The sequence below is a fragment of the Streptomyces sp. NPDC044002 genome, assembly GCF_056434525.1.
Map to the genome: position 1 here is coordinate 97,922 of NZ_JBWKEZ010000008.1, position 16,875 is coordinate 114,796.

Genomic DNA, 16,875 nt, shown 5'->3' on the forward strand with positions numbered 1-16,875 from the left:
ACAAACCAGCCAAACGCCGTTCTCCGCCGGTCCGGCCCCACTCAGCGCGTCGTCAAGGGCTCCGTCGGCATCCCGTACGCATTGGCAACGAGCCCGTAGGAGCGGATGCGGGCGGCACCGCTGTGGGCGCTCGCGGTCAGCATCAGCTCGTCCGCGCCCGTCCGCGCCACCAGGGCGTCGAGCCCGGCGCGGACCTCGTCGGCGGTGCCGTGGACGATGTTGGAGAGCCAGGAGTCCACGAACTCCCGCTCCGGCTGCGAGAAGTCGTACGCCGCCGCCTCCTCGGGCGTCGGGACCAGCCCGGGCCGACCGGTGCGCAGCCGGAGCATCGCCAGGGCGCCGGCGAGCGCCTGCGCGCGGGCCTCCGCCCCGGTGTCGGCGGCCAGCGCCGAGACCCCGATCAGGGCGTACGGGGCGTCCAGCACCGCCGACGGGCGGAAGCTCTCGCGGTACAGCTCCAGCGCGGGCAGGGTGCCGGCGGCGGAGAAGTGGTGGGCGTACGCGAAGGGCAGGCCCAGCTCCCCGGCGAGGCGGGCGCTGAAGCCGGAGGAGCCCAGCAGCCACAGCGGCGGGCGGGCGGCGGGCCCCTGCACCGGGCCGGGCACGGCGTGCACGCGGGAGTACGGGTGCCCGTCGGGGAAGTCGTCGTCGAGGAAGCGGGTCAGCTCCGCGAGCCGCCGGGGGAACTCGTCGGCCGCCTCGTCCAGCCGCCCGGGCCCGCGCAGCGCGGCCGCCGTACGCGGGTCGGTGCCCGGCGCCCGGCCGAGTCCGAGGTCGATCCGGCCCGGGGCCAGGGCCTCCAGGGTGCCGAACTGCTCGGCCACGGCCAGCGGGGCGTGGTTGGGCAGCATGACCCCGCCCGAGCCGAGCCGGAGGCGGGAGGTGTACGCGGCGAGGTGGGCCAGGATCACGGCCGGGGAGGAGCTGGCGACCCCGGGCATGGAGTGGTGCTCGGCGACCCAGTGGCGGTGGTAGCCGCGGGACTCGGCCTGCCGGGCTATCTGCACGCTGGTGCGCAGGGACTCGTGGGCGGTGGAGCCGCTGCCGACGGTGACCAGGTCGAGCACCGACAGCGGCACGGGCGCCTCACCGAGGGCGGTCCCGCGGATCGGGTCCCGGACCGGGTCCTGCACCAGGTCCTGGACTGCTGCCCGGCCCGGGTCCTGGACCGGGTCCTGGACCGGCCCCCCTCGCGGATCCTCCGGCTGCCCGCCCGTGCGCCGGCCCGTGTCCCCGGTGTCGCTCATCGTCGCTCCCGTCCCGTCCCGCTCGTGCGCCCGCGGCGCCCCGTACGCCTCGTACGGCGTTCGTACGAAGAAGTCGAACGGGATGTGCTCGCCGGGCATTCCCGGCAGACCGGGGCATGCCCGTGCCCGTGGCATATGCCATTCGAGTAGGCCCAGGCAGGGGGACTTGATTAAGCCATCAATCTCCTCAACACACGCTCCACGTGGGCCTCTTGATGGCTATCGTGGTAGAGCAAGCGGTAACAACCTGGTAGGGGGAAACCGTGGCGCTGAAGCCCGAGCCGACCGCGCCGTTCCACTCGGTGCAGTACGCCCTGCGCGTACTCGAAACGATCTCGCGGCACACCGGCGGTGTGACCGACGTGCAGATCGCGCGTGAGACCGGCCTGCCCGCGGTCCATCTCGCCCCGATGCTCCTCATGCTGCGGCGCGAAGGGTACGTGCTCCAGGTCTCCGACGGCGCCTACGCCATAGGGGACTCCCTCGTCCTGCTCGGCTCCGGCATGGACCGGCAGCAGGCCCTCCAGGAGAAGCTCCAGGACACCCTCGACAAGCTGCGGGACTCGGTCGGCGCGGCCGTCTACATCAGCCGCTACGTCGACGGCGAGGTCCGCATCACACAGTTCGCGGACAGCCCCCGCACGCCCAAGGTGCACGAGTGGGTCGACTTCCGCTCGGCGGCCCACGCCAGCGCGGTCGGCAAGTGCCTGCTGACCCAGCTCGACCTGAACGGACGGCGCGACCACCTCTCCCGGCACAAGATCGCCCGGCTGACGTCGAAGACGATCGTGAACGAGCGGATCCTGTTCTCCAAGCTGGACGCCCAGCCGGCCACGGTCCCCGTCCTGGACCTCCAGGAGTACGCCGTCGGCACCGTCTGCGCGGCCGTCCCGATCACGGCCGGCGCCGCCGTGGGCTGCCTCGCCCTGTCCATGCCCGTCGAGCACGCCCACCGGCTGCGCGCCGCGGCCGACACCCTAAACCGCAAGGCCGCGCCGCTGCTGCTGTCGCTCACGCTCTGAGGGCCGCGAGGGCGACCCGGGGATGCGGGGCGGGTGGCCCGGGGCGGCCCGGAAAACACTTCGGGCGGTTCCCGGTGAACCGGAAACCGCCCGAAGGACAGGTGCGCCGCCAGGGACTCGAACCCCGGACCCGCTGATTAAGAGTCAGCTGCTCTAACCAACTGAGCTAGCGGCGCCTGCTGACAGAGAAAATACTACCTGCTCCCCAGGGGTGCTCCAAACCAATGGCCGGGGCGCCGCCCGGCGGCCCCGCGGGCGGCCCCTCAGCGGTCCAGCAGCTCCCGGCGGCCCTGGGCCTCGTACGCGGCCAGCAGCGCGGCCCGGCCCTCCCCGTCGAGCGGGCGGTAGGCGCCGCCGGTCCGTTGCCAGACCGGGCCGGGGCCCAGGAAGCCGGCCCGGCGCAGGGCAACCCGGTGGATCTTGTTCGTGGCGGTGACGGGCAGCTCGTCGAGGAGCCGGACGTAGCGCGGGGCCATCTTCGTGCCGAGGTCCGGCTGCGCGGCGAGGAAGGCGGCGAAGGCCTCCGGATCGAAGGCCGCGCCCTCCCGCAGGGCCACGGCGGCCATCACCTGGTCCCCCGCGACCTCGTCCGGGACCGCGTACACCGCGACGGCGGCCGCCGCCTCCCAGCGGGCCAGGACGTTCTCGATCACCGCGGCGGCCAGGTTCTCGCTGTCGACCCGCAGCCGGTCGTCGGTGCGGCCCGCGAAGTAGAGGAAGCCCTCGGGATCCCGGAAGAACAGGTCGCCGGTCCAGTACCAGCCTCCCCGGGTGCGGGCCGCCTCGGCGCCGGGGTTGCGCCAGTAGCCCTCGAAGAGGCTGCGGCCCCGGTTGACGAGCTCGCCGATGGCCTCGTCCCCGTTGAGCAGCCGGCCCCGCGCGTCCAGCCGCGCCGGCGGGCACTCGCGGCCCGTCTCCGGGTCGACCACGGCCAGGTCGTTCCCCGGCGCGGCCCTGCCCAGCGCACCCTGCGGGGTGCCGGGGCCGCGCTGGACGGAGGCGCCGCCCTCGGTGGCCCCGTACCCCTCGACGAGGCGGACCCCGAACCGTTCGGCGAAGCGGGCCGCGTCCACCGCCCCCGCCTCGGTGCCGAAGCCGAGGCGCAGCCGGTGCTCGCGGTCGTCGGGGCGGGGCTCGGTGGCCAGCAGGTACTGGACGGCCCGGCCGACGTAGGTGAAGTACGTCGCCCCGTACGCCCGTACGTCGGCCAGGAACGCGGAGGCCGAGAAGCGGTGGCGCAGTGCGACCGGGGCGCCGGCGCAGAGGGCGGGCAGCCAGTCGGCGATGACGGCGTTGCCGTGGAAGAGCGGCATGCAGACGTAGTGGACGTCGTCCGGGGTGACGGAGAACTGCCGGGCGAGCGATCCCCCGGCGGCGGCGAGGCGGCCCTGGCTGCAGACGGCCGCCTTGGGGGCGCCGGTGGAGCCGGAGGTGAAGTAGAGGAGCAGCCGGGTGTCCGGGCGGGGGCCGCCGGGGCGCACGCGGGCCTCGCCGGGCTCCGCGGCGGCGTAGGGGGCGAGCAGGGCCGCGTACTCCTCGGTGCCGGTCACCAGGAGGCGTACGCCGGGCAGGTCGAGGCCGCGCAGGAGGGGGAGGTGGGCGGGCTCGGTGACCAGGATCCGGCAGTCGGTGTGCAGGATGTCGCGGGCCAGCTCGGGGCCGCGCCGGGTGGGGTTGATCCCGGCGACGGCGGCCCCCGCGAGGGCCGCCGCGCCGAGCCAGGAGGGGAACTCGGGGGTGTTGTCGAGCAGCACGCCCACGTGCGGCTCCGCGCCGGTCGGCAACAGGTCGACCAGGAGTGCGGCGCGGGCGGCGGCCTCCTGGGCGGTCCGGTGGCGGCTGAGGACGGTGGGCCCGGCGCTGTCGGCCGCGCCGGCCCCGTACATCAGCCCCGGCCGGTGGTCGCCCCACTGGCGCGCGACGAGTTCCGCGACGGTCTCGGCGGCATCGGGTGCTGTCGTGGTCCGCATGCCGCCGGAGGGTAGCTGACGTTCCGTCAGAACTGAACGTCGGAGCAGGCGTAGAAGGCCATCGGGGTGTCGTTGACGGTCCAGACGGCCAGGATCATGTGCCGCCCCGACTTGCCGGCCGGCATCGAGCCGCGGTGGATGGTGGTCATGTCCGGGCGGCCGCCGTTGTAGGGGACGACGAGGAAGGGCTGCGGGTCGAGGGAGGCCCGGGTGAGGGGCTTGGCCGGGTCCCAGCCGTTCTTGGTGACGTAGTACTTGAAGTCGGTGGTGGAGTGGTTGGCGGTGAACTGCCAGCGGAAGTCGAAGGGCTGGCCGGAGTTCACGCGGGTCGCGGGCCAGTTGCCGCCGCGGGGGTCGTCGAGCTGGGCGAACTCGGCGTGGCCGCCGGCGCATATCTTCCCGTCCGCGGGGCCGGCCGCGGGGAAGCCCTTGTAGCCCTCGACACTCTGCGGCTCCCACTGGATGGGGCCGCAGTCGGAGACCGTCCGGTTGGCGCAGAGCTTCTGGCGGCTGATGGGGGTGTCGGTGTAGCCGTGGCCGCTGGCGTTGGGGGCGCCGAACAGGGCGGCACCGGCGAGGAGGCCGAGGCCGACCGTCGCGGCCGCGCCGACGCGCACGGGGCGCGATGTGCGGGAGGGGTGCGCGGGGCGCGAGGGCCGCGTGGGCCATGAGGGTATGCGGAAGGAACGCATGGTGCTCCTTGGGCGTGGGGGGAGGGGAAGGTTGGGGAGGGGAGGCGGTAGGGGATTTCGGCGGGGACGTGCGCGCGCGTGGGGATCGGCCCTGACGGGCCGGTGGGGCTGCGGCTCGGAGCTGCGTCGGGACTAGGTCTAGACCAAGTCCCAAGTCACACAGTATTGACGGGAGTTGGCCATGTCTATACCAATGCGAGGACGGGTGGTCCGGTCATTGCCGGCCACCCGTCCTCGCACGGAACCCCCGTGACTGCTGCTACTGGTCGGACCGCCCGGTGTAGAAGGCGACGGTGAGGTCCTTCACCAGGGCCTTGCGCTCGTAGTCGTCCAGCTCCACGATCCCGCGCGAGGTCAGCCGGTGGACCGTGTCGTCCACGGCGTCGACGACCGAGGTCAGCACCGTGTCCCGGTGCTTGGCGTCGATCGCGGCGACCCGGCGGCGGCGCATGGCCTCCGCGACCTCCGGCGCGTACTCGATCCGGGTGGGCTGGGCCGAGAACACCTCGATGCCCACCGCCTCGGTCTCGGCCGCCACCATGCGGGTCAGCGCGTCGCCGACGGCCTCGGCGTCGCGCAGGGTCGGGGCGTCCTCGTGGAAGGCGTCGGCGGGCAGCTGGGACAGCACCCGGGCCATGGCCGACTCGACCTGCTCGGCCAGGTAGTCGATGTGGTCCTCGACGGCCAGGGTGGCCCTGGCCGTGTCCTTGACCTGCCAGACGACCTGCACCACCACCTGGAGGGCGAGGCCGCCGGAGTCCACGGCGGCCATCGGCTCGCTGCGCCAGTGGCGCAGCCGTACGTCGACCCGCCGGCGCAGCAGGAGCGGGCTGATCCAGGTCAGGCCGGTACGCCGGACCGTGCCGCGGTAGCGGCCGAAGAGGGTCAGCACCCAGGCGTGGCCCGCCTTGGCCCGGCCGAGGCCGCCGAGCGCGAGGAGGGTGACGATGCCGAGGAGGGCGAGCGGGGGCCAGTGCGCGGCGCGCAGCCCCTGGTAGGCGCGGGGCGTGGCCCCGAAGGCGGCGACCACGGTGGCGGGTACCACCCCGGCCCGCCACAGCACGGCCGCGCCGCCGAGGAGGGCGAGGCCGCCGACCAGCACCGCGATCCAGCCGGGCAGCACGGGCCCCCGGTGCTCCCGGAGCCGGTCGTCGCCCCTGGGTACGCGGCGGCCGGCGGGCAGCTTCTTCGGGGCGCGGGCGACGGGGGCGGCGGCCGGGGAGGCGGGGGCCTGCGGCTGCGGGCGGAACGGGAGGTGCAGCGGGACCTCCGTGACGGCGGTGCCGTTGCCGCTGCCGCGTGGGGGGCGCGGGAGGCCGTCGCGCGAACCGGGGTCCTCGGTGCGCATCCCGCGCGCGACGGCCCGGGCGGCGATCTCGGCGGGCCCGGGTCCGGGCACGCCGGACGGGGGCTCGGGGGTGGGGTGCGGGATCCCCGCCGCGGACCCGTCCCCGGCCTGGCTCCGGGCGGCGGGCACGTCACCCCGGGCGTGCTCCGCCGCCGGGGCGGCCGGTTCCGGGGCACGGGCCGGCCCGGGCCCGGCCGGGTACGCCGGGGCGCCTACCGGGGCCGGGGCCGGTTCCGGGACGGCGTCGGCCCGCTCGGCGGCGCGGGGTGCCGGCGCGCAGGCGGCAGGCTCCGGCTCCGGGCGCACCGGGTGGGCGGCCCCGACCCCCGACCCGAACCGGGTGGCCCCGAACGGCTGCGTCGCCGCCGGGGCGGGGTGCCCGTCCCGCACGGCGGCCCCCGGCGCCACGGGGTGGGCCGGATGCGGCGCCCGCACCCGGGCGGGCTCGGCCCCCGGCGCGGGGCGCCCGGCGGGGGCCGGCGCCCCGGGGATCCGGTCCGGCGACGGGGTGGCGGGCTCCGCAGCCCAGGCAGCCACCGCCGGTTCCGGCCGCGCGCCCGGGCCCACACCCGGCGCCTGCGAGCCGGGCGCGGGGTGCCCGCCCGCCCGGGCGGGCTCGGCCGGGTGCGGCGGCCCGGCGGGCGCCGGGTGCGCCCCCGGCGCGGGGTGGCCTGCGGGCGCGGGCTCCGTCCAGGCGGCCGCCGCCGGGTCGGCCGGGTGCCCGGCGGGGGCCGGGTGCGGCGTCCGCGTCAGCGAGGGCTCGGCCGGGTGCGCCCCCGGCGCGGGGTGGCCTGCGGGGGTGGCCGACCGGGCGGGGGCCGCCGGTTCGGGCCGCGGGTCCGGTGTGGCTGCCCGGCCGGGGGCCGCCCCCGGCGCGGAGTGCCCGACGGGCGCGGGCGCCGTCCAGGCTGCGGGCTCCGGGCCGGCCGGGTGCGGCGGCCGGGCGGCGGGCCCCGGAGTGGGCGGCACCTGGGCGGGGGCCGGCGGGGAGAGCGGGTGCGCCGTGCGGGCGGGCGGGGCCGGGGCCGCCGGGGCCGGGGCGGTGGGGGCCGGGGCCCATGCGCCCCGGTACACCGCGACCGGTTCCGGAAGCGTCGCCGCAGGCGGAAGGGCGGGGAGCCGGCAGGTGCCCGTGGTGAAGGTGGTGTGGGTGGGGTACATCGTTGCCTCCGTCATGCGAACAGCCGGCGCCAGGTTTCCGGGCCCGGGTAGCCGTCGGCCGAGGCGCCGCGCCAGCCCTGGGCGCGCTGGAAGGCCTCGACGTTGCGGCGGTCGGCCTCGCTCCAGCGGGGGCCCGGGCCGGACGTGTAGTACTTGCCGAAGCCCTTCTGCGCCAGTCGGCGGCCGAGGGCGAGTACGGCCGGATGGGACTGCCCCGGGCGGAAGACCCGCAGCCCGGGATAGGCGGGCACCCCGGCGGAGCCCGGCAGGGCCCCCGGCGGCGTCTTCGGCGGTGCCGTCGGCGGTTTCACCGTGCCCGGAGCCGTGCCCGGAGCGGTGCCCGGAGCCGTGCCCGGAGCGGTGCCGGGAGCCGTGCCCGGGCCCGTCCGCCCCGTCGGCGGGATGTCCTTGCCCTGGCGCTGCACCAGCAGCCGCCAGGTGTGCTCGCCGGGGATGCCGTCGGCGTCGGCGCCCGTCCAGCCCTGCGCCTGCTGGAAGGCCTGCGTGGCCTGCCGGTCGGCCTCGCTCCACTTCGAGCTCGGCCCCTTGGGGTAGAACCGCAGGGCGCCCCGCCCGATCAGCATCTTGGCCAGCTCGGTGACGTGCTCGTTGTCCGCGCCCGGGCCGAACTTCGCCGCGCCCGGGAAGACCGCCGTCCCCGCCGCCGGGGCGCCCGGCACCGGCACGTCCGGGAGGACCCCGGTGGTCACGCCGTTGTAGCGGTACGGGAGGTACTTCTCCGAGTTCTTCCAGTACCCGTACGGCGTGGCCAGCTTCCGGGTGTACGGGCGGGTCTGCTCGTACGCGATGTAGTGGGTGCGCGTCTCGTCGGCCCAGCCTCCGAAGATGACGACGTGCGAGCCGTTGTTGGGGTCCGCCGGGTTGTGGAAGAGCAGCATGTCCCCCGGGAGCAGCTCCTCCTTCGTGATCTTCGTGGCGAAGGTGTCGAGGCTGCCGGTCCACTCGTTCGTACCGAGGTTCCAGACCATGGAGACGTACCCCGAGCAGTCCTGCCGGTAGCCGTCCGCCCAGTACTCGGACATGCTGTAGGGGACCTGGGCGTCCAGCCAGATCTTCGCCCGGTTGATGATCGTGGCCCGGTCGATGGCCCGCACCGCGGGCGGCGCGCCCGGCCGGCCCGCCGCCGAGGACGACGGACGCGGCCCCGTGACCGGGGCCGGGCGTCCGTGCAGCGGGGCCCGGCCGCCCTGCGGGGTGCCCGGACCGTCCGAGCCGCCGCGGTCGTCCAGCGCCACCGGCCCCGGACCCCGCACCGGCCCGGCCGCGGCCAGCGCCGCCGAACCGCCGCCGCCCAGCACCACGCCGGCCGCGGTCGCCAGCACCAGCGCCCGGCGCGCCCCGCGCGCGGCCGGGTGGCCGCCGTCCCGGAGCGCTATGGCCCGCCCGCGCGCGAGGGTGCGGCGCCGCTGCGCGCACCCGAGGCACACGCAGTCGCCGGCGGGCTCGTACTCCTCGAAGACCGGCATCGTCATCGGCGTCGGCATCTGCACATGCACCGGAGGCTGCATCGTCATGCGGTTCCGTCCACTCCCCTGCTCGTCCACTGGTCGGCCGGGCACGCATCTGTCGGGGCATCAGATTCGGCTCGACCAGACATATCGTGCACGATAAACCCCCCAAACATGGGTTAATCGGACAACGCGGGCGCGGCTGGTCACGAGCACCTCGGCAGGTGGGGTAGAGTTTTCCCTGTCAGCAAGCGCCGCTAGCTCAGTTGGTTAGAGCAGCTGACTCTTAATCAGCGGGTCCGGGGTTCGAGTCCCTGGCGGCGCACAGACGAGGAGAAGCCCCCCGCAGCGAAAGCTGCGGGGGGCTTCTTCGTTCCCGGCTCCGTTCCCGGCTCCGTCCCCGGTCCGGACGGGCTAGACCGCCGCCGCGCCCGCTCCCGCTCCCGTCCCCGCGCCCGTCAGGTACGCGGAGACCACCACGTTCGCCGAGTACTGCCCGGCCGCCTTGTCGTAGTTGCCGCCGCAGGTCACGAGCCGCAGTTCGGCCCGGCCCTTCACCCGGGGCCCGTACACCGCGTGCGGGTCGAAGCCCGCGCGCTCGTAGACGCGTACGTCCTCCACCGTGAACTCGGCGACCGTCGCGTCCGCCCGCGCCACGCGGATCTTCTGGCCCGGCTTGAGCGCGCTCAGGCCGTAGAAGACGGCCGGCTTCGACTTCGTGTCCACGTGCCCCACCATCAGCGCGGCCCCCTCCGCTCCCGGCGCGGGACCCGCCCCCCACCAGCCCACCGTGCCCGGGAGCTCGTACGGCGGCGGGTCGATCGCCCCCTGCGCGTCCAGGCCGCGCGCGATCACCGGCGCCCGGACGCCGAGGTCCGGTACGTCGACCCGTGCGGGCATCGCCCCGGACAGCGGGGCCCGCGCGGCCGGGAGGGCCGGCCCCGACTGCCCGCCGGCCTGCTGCCCGGCGGGCGGAGCGGGCGGGACCCCGGTGATCTCCTTGCCCCACAGCCACAGGCCCATCACCAGCACCGTCCAGGCGGCGAAGGTCAGCAGCCGGCCGCCGGCGGAGGCCCTGGGCTCGCTCATCCGCCGTTGCGGCGGCGGCGCAGGGTGATGGCCCGGCCCGCGACCGCCAGGGTGGCCGCGGCGGCGAGGACGGCGCCGATCACGGTGTGGGGCAGCCCGGGGCCGTCGCCGCCGTGGCTCTTCTTCGCGGCCGCCGCCAGCCGGGTCGTCTCCGCGACCTCGGCGGACATCCCGCCGCCGCCCGCGTGGACCGGCCAGACCGGCGAGTGGTGCGGGTCGGGGCGGTGGTGGTCGCGGCGGATCTCGATGGAGCCGCGCAGGCCGTCGGCGCCCTCGCACTTGATCCGGATCTCGTGCCAGCCCGGGTCGGCGTGCGGGCGGATCTTCGCCTCGCCGTGGAGGGTCCGGCCGTCGCCGTGCCGCGAGGAGAGCCGGGCGTCGGACGTGAAGACGGGCGAACGGGCCACCCCCCAGTCACCGTCGCAGCCCCGGACGCGGATCTTGACGTGCGCGCCCGGTTCGGCCGGGTTCGGTTCCGCCGAGACGCCGCCGCGGTCCCACTCGTTCGCGAGGGCGGCGGGGGCGGTCACGGCGGTGCACGCGGTCAGGGCGACGGCGACCCCTGCGACACGGAGAGCGATCAGAGAACAGCGCATGGTGAACCTCCTCAACAAGGAGATTCACGCGCGGCGCGCCGCTCCGCATCCGGAGCGGCGCTCTCTTGGCCCGTACGTGTCAGCCGTACGCGCTAACGCGCGGCTAGACGACGATGCCGTTGCGGCTGCCAGGCCATGAGTCGCCGAGGCGATGACGCACTGGATGGCGGCGAGGCAGACGTCGATCTCCGCGCTTCGGATGCACTGCCCGCCACTCGTCGAGCTGGCCCACGGGCCGCAGTGGGGCGCGGCCGACGCAAACGTGGGCAGGGAAGTCGTCACGTCCGCTATTGAGGTCGTAGACATGCTGGACGATCACGTTGAGTTGCAGCGCCACCTGCCCGGTATCTTCGAAACCGGGAATTGTAGTCATCTGATCACGTAGCGTGTCGCGGGTCGACTGATCGACGATGGGGGGTGACGAGTGATGCAGGCTGCCCAGACGCGGAAGTTCCGGGGGAAGAACAAGGCCCGGAAGTGGAAGAAGCCCGACGACGGGATGGTGTCGGTGATGGTGCTGCCGCTCGCCGTCACCGACCCCGCCGACCTGGCCCGGCTGGGGAAGCTGTTCGGAGCGATGTGGAGCATCAAGCGGGCCGTCCAGCGTGACGCCCGCGCCAAGGTCGACGCCTACTGGACCGCCTACCGCGAGAGGAACGATCAGGGCGCGAAGGCCGTACGGCAGCGCCTGGGCCTGTCCCGCGAAGCCCTGGAACGCAGCGCCTACAAGCACCTCGAAGCCGCCGGGCACCTCAAGCACCACGCCTCCAAGGCCCTGGCCATGCACATGGCCGACGAGGTATGGAACGGCGTACAGCGGCACTTGTTCCCCGACGCCACCGGGCAGCGCTTCGGACGTCCCAGGATCGGCCGATGGTACGACTTCACCCGCATCCCCGGCCGCGCCCGTTCCCACACCACCGACAACAAGTGGGAGACCTTCCGTCTCGTCGGCACCCTGGCCGGCCACGCCATGGCCTACACCACCGGCGGCCGGCACCCCCTGTCCCAGCCCCGCCGCATGCCCCGGCCGGCACTGCCGGACGCCAAGGTCCCCACGGGGAAGCTGACCGCCGCCGGGAAGCCGGGGATACGCAAGGCGAACTGGTGGGACCACACCGGGCCCCTCGCCGTCGTCTTCTCCGGAGGCCCCGACAGCCGACGCGGTGACCTCGTCCTGCCTGTCCGTATCCCCCAGGGGCCGGGCCGGTGGGCGCGGGCCGAGCATTTCCTTGCCGACCCCGGCCGCTGGCACAAGGTCGACCTCGTCCGCCGGCGCAAGGCGTCTGCTCCGGGCGGCTGGGCGTACGAGGCACACCTGATGATCCTCGGCCCCGGCCACACCTCCCCGGCCGTACAACAGATGCGCGAGCAGGCTGCCGCCCTGGACCGGATCGGCGGGGTGGACGGCAACGTCTCCAACCTCTCCGTCGTCTCCTTCCCCGCCGACCTCGGCCCCGGTACGCCGGTCTCCACCGAGATCACGCTGACCGACGCCGAGCGCACCCTCCTGGTCAAGCAGGCGAAGAAGCAGCGCGGCCGGGCGCGGGCACTGGAGCGTTCCCGCCGGGCGACGAACACCGGGCAGTACGGACTGTCGAAGAAACAGACCGCCCGCGCCCGCCGCCGCGCCGACGCCGGACTCACACCCAAAACGGTGACCGTGCCCGGCGGTGCCCGTGACACCCGCACGGACGGCGTGCCCAAGCAGGCATACCGGCGTGACCGGCTCTCCGCGAACTACCGGGAACTGCGCGCCCGCCAGGCCGAGCACGCCGCCTCGGCAGCCGAACACCGGCGCCACCGCGCCCGCACCGTGGCGCGGGAGATCATCACCACCCACGGCCCCGTACTCGTGATCGAGGACTGCGACATCCGCAACTGGTACCGGCTGTGGGGCAAGCGCCTCTCCCAGACCACGCCCGGCCTGCTGATCTCCGCCCTCAAGAACGAGTGCGAGGCCGCAGGCGGACGGCTGGTCCCGGCCTCCACCTGGTCCACGGCCCTGTCCCAGCACTGCATGTGCGGCGCACGCGTCAAGAAGTCCCTCCGCGACCGCGAGCACAAATGCACCGCCTGCGGCCTCACCGGCAAGCGCGACCTCGTCTCCGCCGCCCTCGCCTCGTTCGTCCGCTTCGCCGACGCGGACGACCCCAAGACCGCATACCTGGACACGACCGCGTCCCGGCACGCCCAGATCACCTATACCCAAGCGCTGGAAGAAGCGCTGTGGGAGTCAACCACACCGAACCCGAACACCCCCGGGGTGCGGGACGCGTGGCAGTACCACGGCAACGTGGTGCCTCTGCTCCCCGAACCGCCGGACGGCGGGACCGAGCGACCCCGGATGAGTCACGACCTCGTGACCACGCCGGAAAGCCCGGACCCCGCCCCGGCTGCGACCCCCAGCTCACCCTCTGGTGAGTTACGGACCAAGTCTTAAACCAGGTCGACCAGATCGGCGATGGAGTCGACGGTCTTGGTGGGCCGGTAGGGGAACTTCTCGGTGTCCCGGGCCGTGGTCAGCCCGGTCAGCACGAGGAAGGTCTGCATGCCCGCCTCCAGGCCGGCCAGCACGTCGGTGTCCATGCGGTCGCCGATCATCGCGCTGGTCTCGGAGTGGGCGCCGATGGCGTTGAGGCCCGTACGCATCATCAGCGGGTTCGGCTTGCCGGCGAAGTAGGGCTTCTTGCCGGTCGCCTTGGTGATCAGCGCGGCGACCGCGCCCGTCGCCGGGAGCGGCCCCTCGGTGGAGGGGCCGGTCTCGTCCGGGTTGGTGCAGATGAAGCGGGCGCCGGCGTTGATCAGCCGGACGGCCTTGGTCATGGCCTCGAACGAGTAGGTCCGCGTCTCGCCGAGGACCACGTAGTCGGGCTCGTGGTCGGTCAGGACGTAGCCGATGTCGTGCAGGGCGGTGGTGAGGCCCGCCTCGCCGATGACGTACGCGGTGCCGCCCGGGCGCTGGTCGTCGAGGAACTTCGCGGTGGCGAGCGCCGAGGTCCAGATGTTCTCGACGGGCACGTCCAGGCCCATCCGGCTCAGCCGGGCCTGCAGGTCGCGCGGGGTGTAGATGGAGTTGTTGGTCAGCACCAGGAAGGGCTTGCCGGAATCGCGCAGCCGCTTGATGAAGGCGTCCGCACCGGGGATCGGGGTGCCCTCGTGGATGAGGACCCCGTCCATGTCGGTGAGCCAGGATTCGATCGGCTTGCGCTCCGCCACTGACTTCTCTCCGCTCTGGTGGCCGCTGACCTGTGGGTCTGTGGTCTGTACCACCACCCTAGCGGGCGCGGGCCGCGGACGCCGGGGGCGTCCACGGCCCGGACGGACGGACCGGCCCGACGGCAGGGCGGCCGGACGTTCCTAGCCGAGACGGACGTTGTCCACGGTCCAGTACCAGTTGTTGCTGCCGCTGTAGCGGAAGCGGACCTGGACGTCGGTGGCGCCCGCCGGGACCTGGAGCTGGAGGGACTCCGCCTTGGCGACGGCGTCGGCGGTGTACGTCTTCACCACCGCCGGGGCGCCGCCGTTGTACGAGACGAGGACCTGGGCGGTCTGGCCGGCCTCGTGGCGGTAGTGCGTCTGGAAGTCCAGGGTGCGCGTGGTGCCGCCGGTGACCGCCCACTTGGGGGTGACCAGGGTGGAGTCGAAGGTGCCGGTGTGGGCCTTGTCGTCCCACTCGTCGGAGTCGGCGACGGCGAACACGTCACGGGAGCGGACGTTCAGCTCGCGCCACTGGTCGCGCTGCGCCTGGCTCCAGAACTCGTCGGTGGCGAAGGCCCAGCCGGCCCATTCGGTGACTCCGCCGGTGCCCATCTTCGAGTTGTCGACGGACCAGCCGGCGGGCGGGGTGTGCGTGAAGCCCTTGGTGCCGGCGGGGATCCCGGTCTCGTCCACGCGGGCCTGGAGGTTCGGGCGCAGGGTGTCGAAGGGGTCGCTGTCGGGGCTCGCCAGCGGTACGCCGTCCAGGGCGGCCGTGCTGACGCCGACCTGGGCGAGGGCGGTCGCGGCGACGTCGACGAGGCGTACGTCCTCGCGCACGGAGCCGGCCGGGATGCCCGCGCCCTTGGCGATGACGAAGGTGCCGCGCTCCTGGATGGTGGAGCCGCCGTGGCCGCCGCCGTCGGTGTGGCCGTGGTCGGTGGTGACCAGGATCTTCCAGTTCTCCTGGGCGTACGCGGGGCGGTTCTTGACGGCGGTGAGGAGCTGGCCGACGAGGGTGTCGACGCGGCCGATGGCGTCGAGGTACTGCTGGCCGGCGGCGCCGTAGGAGTGGCCGGCGGAGTCGACCTGGCCGAGGTAGACGAAGGCGGCGTCGGGGTTGCCGTCGCGCAGCTCGGCGGAGGCGGCCGCGGCGATCTTCGGGTCCTCGTTGCCGTAGCCGTCGCGGTCGCCCTTGAGGGAGAGCCGCTTGTCGACCTTGGCGGAGAAGATCGGGCCGTTCTGGTCGGTGGAGGTGATCGGCTCCCAGTCGGCGGCCGCGTAGGTGTTCAGGGTCGGCTTGGCGTTCTCGACGCGGGTCAGGAAGTCGGGGTGGGCGCCGTAGTTCTTGCCGGTGAAGGAGTTGTCCTTCACGCCGTGCTTGTCGGGCCAGACGCCGGTGGCGATGGTGGACCAGCCGGGGCCGGAGGAGGTGGCGGCCATCGGGTTGGCGTACAGGGTGCTGCGGGCGGTGAGGCCTTCGGCCATCAGCCCGTTCAGGTTCGGGGCGTTGGCGGCCTTGATGCGGTCGAGGACGACGCCGTCGAGGCCGATGACGAGGACCTTGTCGGTGTTCGCCTGGGCCGCGGCGGGGGCCGGGGCGGAGGCGGCCGCCTTGGCCGCCGCTTCGGCCGCCGCCTTGGCGGGGTCGGTGGGGTGCGGGGCGGCGGAGGCCGTGGCGCCGAGGCCGAGGGTCGTGGCGAGCAGGGCCGTGGCGGTGGCGGCCACGGCGAGGGTGCGTCCGGACAGGACAGTGGACACGTGCTCCTCCAGGAGCGTTGGGGAAGGCGCGGCGGGGCGAGCGGGTTGCGCGGACGTGCGGGGTGCGCGCGGACGTGCGGGGTGCGCGCGGACGTGCGGCGGGTCCGGACCGGAAGGAGCGGCCTTCGGTCCAGACCCGTTATCCATTGGTGACTGTTGCGGCCGCGGGTGGCCGGGGGGCTAAGGCCCAGTGGGTGTTCGCCCGCGATCCGCCGAACACCCCGCCGCTCAGCTGCCGGTCGCGGACTTCCACGCGTCGACGTGGGCGGTGAGGTTCTTGTCGATGTCGGCCCAGTCGGGCTGGAAGACCTCGACTCCGGCCATCAGCTTGGTGAGTTCGATGGCGTTGGCGTCGGTCGGCTTGACGTCGGCGCGCGCCGGGAAGCCGCCGCCGATCTCGCTGACCTGCTTCTGCGCCTCCTCGCCCAGCATGAAGTCGAGGAGCTTCTTGCCGTTCTCGGCGTGCGGGGCCTTGGCGACCAGGCCCGCGGCGTAGGGCAGGGCGAAGGTGGTGGGCTTGCCGCCGTCCCTGGCGGGGAACCAGATGCCCAGGTTGGGCATGGACTTGGACTGGGCGAAGTTCATCTGGACGTCGCCGTTGGCGACGAGCAGCTCGCCCTTGTCGGTCTTCGGCGCGAGCTTGCTTGTGGAGGAGGACGGGCCGACGTTGTTGGCCTGGAGCTTCTTCAGGTACTCCATCGCCGGCTCCTTGCCGCCGAAGTCGTGCATCGACTTGATGAGGACGGCCGTGCCGTCGCCCGCGACACCCGGGGTGGAGTACTGGAGCTTGCCCTTGTACTTGGCGTCGAGCAGCTCCTCCCACGTCTTGGGCGCCTGGCCGAGCTCCTTCTTGTTGTAGACGAAGCCGAAGTAGTTGTTGACGACGGAGGTCCACTTGCCGTCGGCTGCCTTGTCGGCCCCGTTGACCTTGTCGGAGCCCTGCGGGGCGTACGCCTGGAGCAGCCCCTTGCCGTCGGCCTGCTGGATGAAGGGGGGCAGTGTGATCAGCACGTCGGCCTGGGTGTTGGTCTTCTCGCGGACGGCGCGCTGCACCATCTCGCCAGACCCGCCTTCGACGTACTTGACCTCGATGCCGGTCTTCTTGGTGAACTCGGCGAAGACCTTGTCGTACCAGCCGTCGCCCTTGTCGCTCTTGAGGCCGTCGGCGCTGTAGACGGTGACCGTCTTCTCGCCGCCGCCGTCCTTGGCGTCGGCGGTCGCGGTGGAGCCGCCGCCGCAGGCGGTGAGGGAGGCGGCGAGGGCGAGGCCGCCGGTGAGGGCGGCGGCGGTGCGGAGCGTGAGCTTGCCGGTCATGGAACTTC

General features: G+C 74.0%; 13 protein-coding genes and 2 tRNA genes. 4 read left to right on the top strand and 11 right to left on the bottom strand.

Translation table 11 applies throughout. From position 1 onward, the window contains the following. Positions 1 to 41: 41 nt before the first annotated feature. Complete coding sequence (locus AC07A6_RS08745) at positions 42 to 1,247, bottom strand: LLM class flavin-dependent oxidoreductase (RefSeq protein WP_478776641.1); 1,206 nt, start codon at positions 1,245 to 1,247, stop codon at positions 42 to 44. Positions 1,248 to 1,510: 263 nt separating this feature from the next. Between AC07A6_RS08745 and AC07A6_RS08750 the strand changes: the two genes are divergently transcribed. Then, a complete protein-coding gene (locus tag AC07A6_RS08750) occupies positions 1,511 to 2,269 on the top strand; it encodes an IclR family transcriptional regulator (protein WP_007264223.1) in 759 nt (252 codons plus the stop codon). 102 nt (positions 2,270 to 2,371) lie between these two features. On the opposite strand, the gene AC07A6_RS08755 is transcribed toward AC07A6_RS08750, so the two are convergent. From AC07A6_RS08755 to AC07A6_RS08775, 5 genes are all read right to left on the bottom strand, one after another. Next, positions 2,372 to 2,445, bottom strand: a tRNA-Lys gene (locus AC07A6_RS08755). 87 nt (positions 2,446 to 2,532) lie between these two features. After that, positions 2,533 to 4,239 carry an AMP-binding protein gene (locus AC07A6_RS08760; RefSeq protein WP_478776575.1) on the bottom strand — a complete coding sequence of 569 codons (1,707 nt, stop codon included), beginning with the start codon at positions 4,237 to 4,239 and terminating at the stop codon, positions 2,533 to 2,535. A 26-nt stretch (positions 4,240 to 4,265) separates the two neighbouring features. Beyond that, the gene (locus AC07A6_RS08765) at positions 4,266 to 4,856 is read right to left on the bottom strand and encodes a lytic polysaccharide monooxygenase auxiliary activity family 9 protein (protein ID WP_478776576.1); all 591 of its coding nucleotides are present in this window, start codon (positions 4,854 to 4,856) and stop codon (positions 4,266 to 4,268) included. A 334-nt stretch (positions 4,857 to 5,190) separates the two neighbouring features. Further along, positions 5,191 to 7,440, bottom strand: a complete 2,250-nt coding sequence (locus tag AC07A6_RS08770; protein ID WP_478776577.1) for an SPFH domain-containing protein — start codon at positions 7,438 to 7,440, stop codon at positions 5,191 to 5,193. An 11-nt stretch (positions 7,441 to 7,451) separates the two neighbouring features. Further along, entirely contained in the window at positions 7,452 to 8,933 is a 1,482-nt protein-coding gene (locus AC07A6_RS08775; protein WP_478776642.1) for a peptidoglycan-binding protein, read from the bottom strand. A gap of 227 nt (positions 8,934 to 9,160) precedes the next feature. Between AC07A6_RS08775 and AC07A6_RS08780 the strand changes: the two genes are divergently transcribed. Then, positions 9,161 to 9,234: transfer RNA gene (locus AC07A6_RS08780), tRNA-Lys, on the top strand. 89 nt (positions 9,235 to 9,323) lie between these two features. On the opposite strand, the gene AC07A6_RS08785 is transcribed toward AC07A6_RS08780, so the two are convergent. Continuing rightward, complete coding sequence (locus AC07A6_RS08785) at positions 9,324 to 9,998, bottom strand: class F sortase (protein WP_478776578.1); 675 nt, start codon at positions 9,996 to 9,998, stop codon at positions 9,324 to 9,326. Continuing rightward, positions 9,995 to 10,594 carry a hypothetical protein gene (locus tag AC07A6_RS08790; RefSeq protein ID WP_362461851.1) on the bottom strand — a complete coding sequence of 200 codons (600 nt, stop codon included), beginning with the start codon at positions 10,592 to 10,594 and terminating at the stop codon, positions 9,995 to 9,997. Before AC07A6_RS08790 ends, AC07A6_RS08785 begins: the two co-directional genes overlap by 4 nt. Before the next feature lie 151 nt (positions 10,595 to 10,745). On the opposite strand from AC07A6_RS08790, the gene AC07A6_RS08795 reads away from it, so the two are divergent. After that, positions 10,746 to 10,979, top strand: a complete 234-nt coding sequence (locus AC07A6_RS08795) for a hypothetical protein (RefSeq protein ID WP_478776579.1) — start codon at positions 10,746 to 10,748, stop codon at positions 10,977 to 10,979. Between the two features lie 42 nt (positions 10,980 to 11,021). After that, on the top strand, positions 11,022 to 13,037 hold the full coding sequence (locus AC07A6_RS08800; RefSeq protein WP_478776580.1) for a zinc ribbon domain-containing protein: 2,016 nt from the start codon (positions 11,022 to 11,024) through the stop codon (positions 13,035 to 13,037). Here AC07A6_RS08800 and AC07A6_RS08805 read toward each other — a convergent pair. From AC07A6_RS08805 to AC07A6_RS08815, 3 genes are all read right to left on the bottom strand, one after another. Then, on the bottom strand, positions 13,034 to 13,813 hold the full coding sequence (locus AC07A6_RS08805; protein WP_386270579.1) for an HAD-IIA family hydrolase: 780 nt from the start codon (positions 13,811 to 13,813) through the stop codon (positions 13,034 to 13,036). The two genes, AC07A6_RS08800 and AC07A6_RS08805, sit on opposite strands and share 4 nt — an antisense overlap. Before the next feature lie 141 nt (positions 13,814 to 13,954). Next, positions 13,955 to 15,553, bottom strand: a complete 1,599-nt coding sequence (locus AC07A6_RS08810) for an alkaline phosphatase family protein (RefSeq protein WP_478776581.1) — start codon at positions 15,551 to 15,553, stop codon at positions 13,955 to 13,957. 228 nt (positions 15,554 to 15,781) lie between these two features. Next, complete coding sequence (locus AC07A6_RS08815; RefSeq protein WP_478776582.1) at positions 15,782 to 16,867, bottom strand: 2-aminoethylphosphonate ABC transporter substrate-binding protein; 1,086 nt, start codon at positions 16,865 to 16,867, stop codon at positions 15,782 to 15,784. Positions 16,868 to 16,875: the final 8 nt, after the last annotated feature.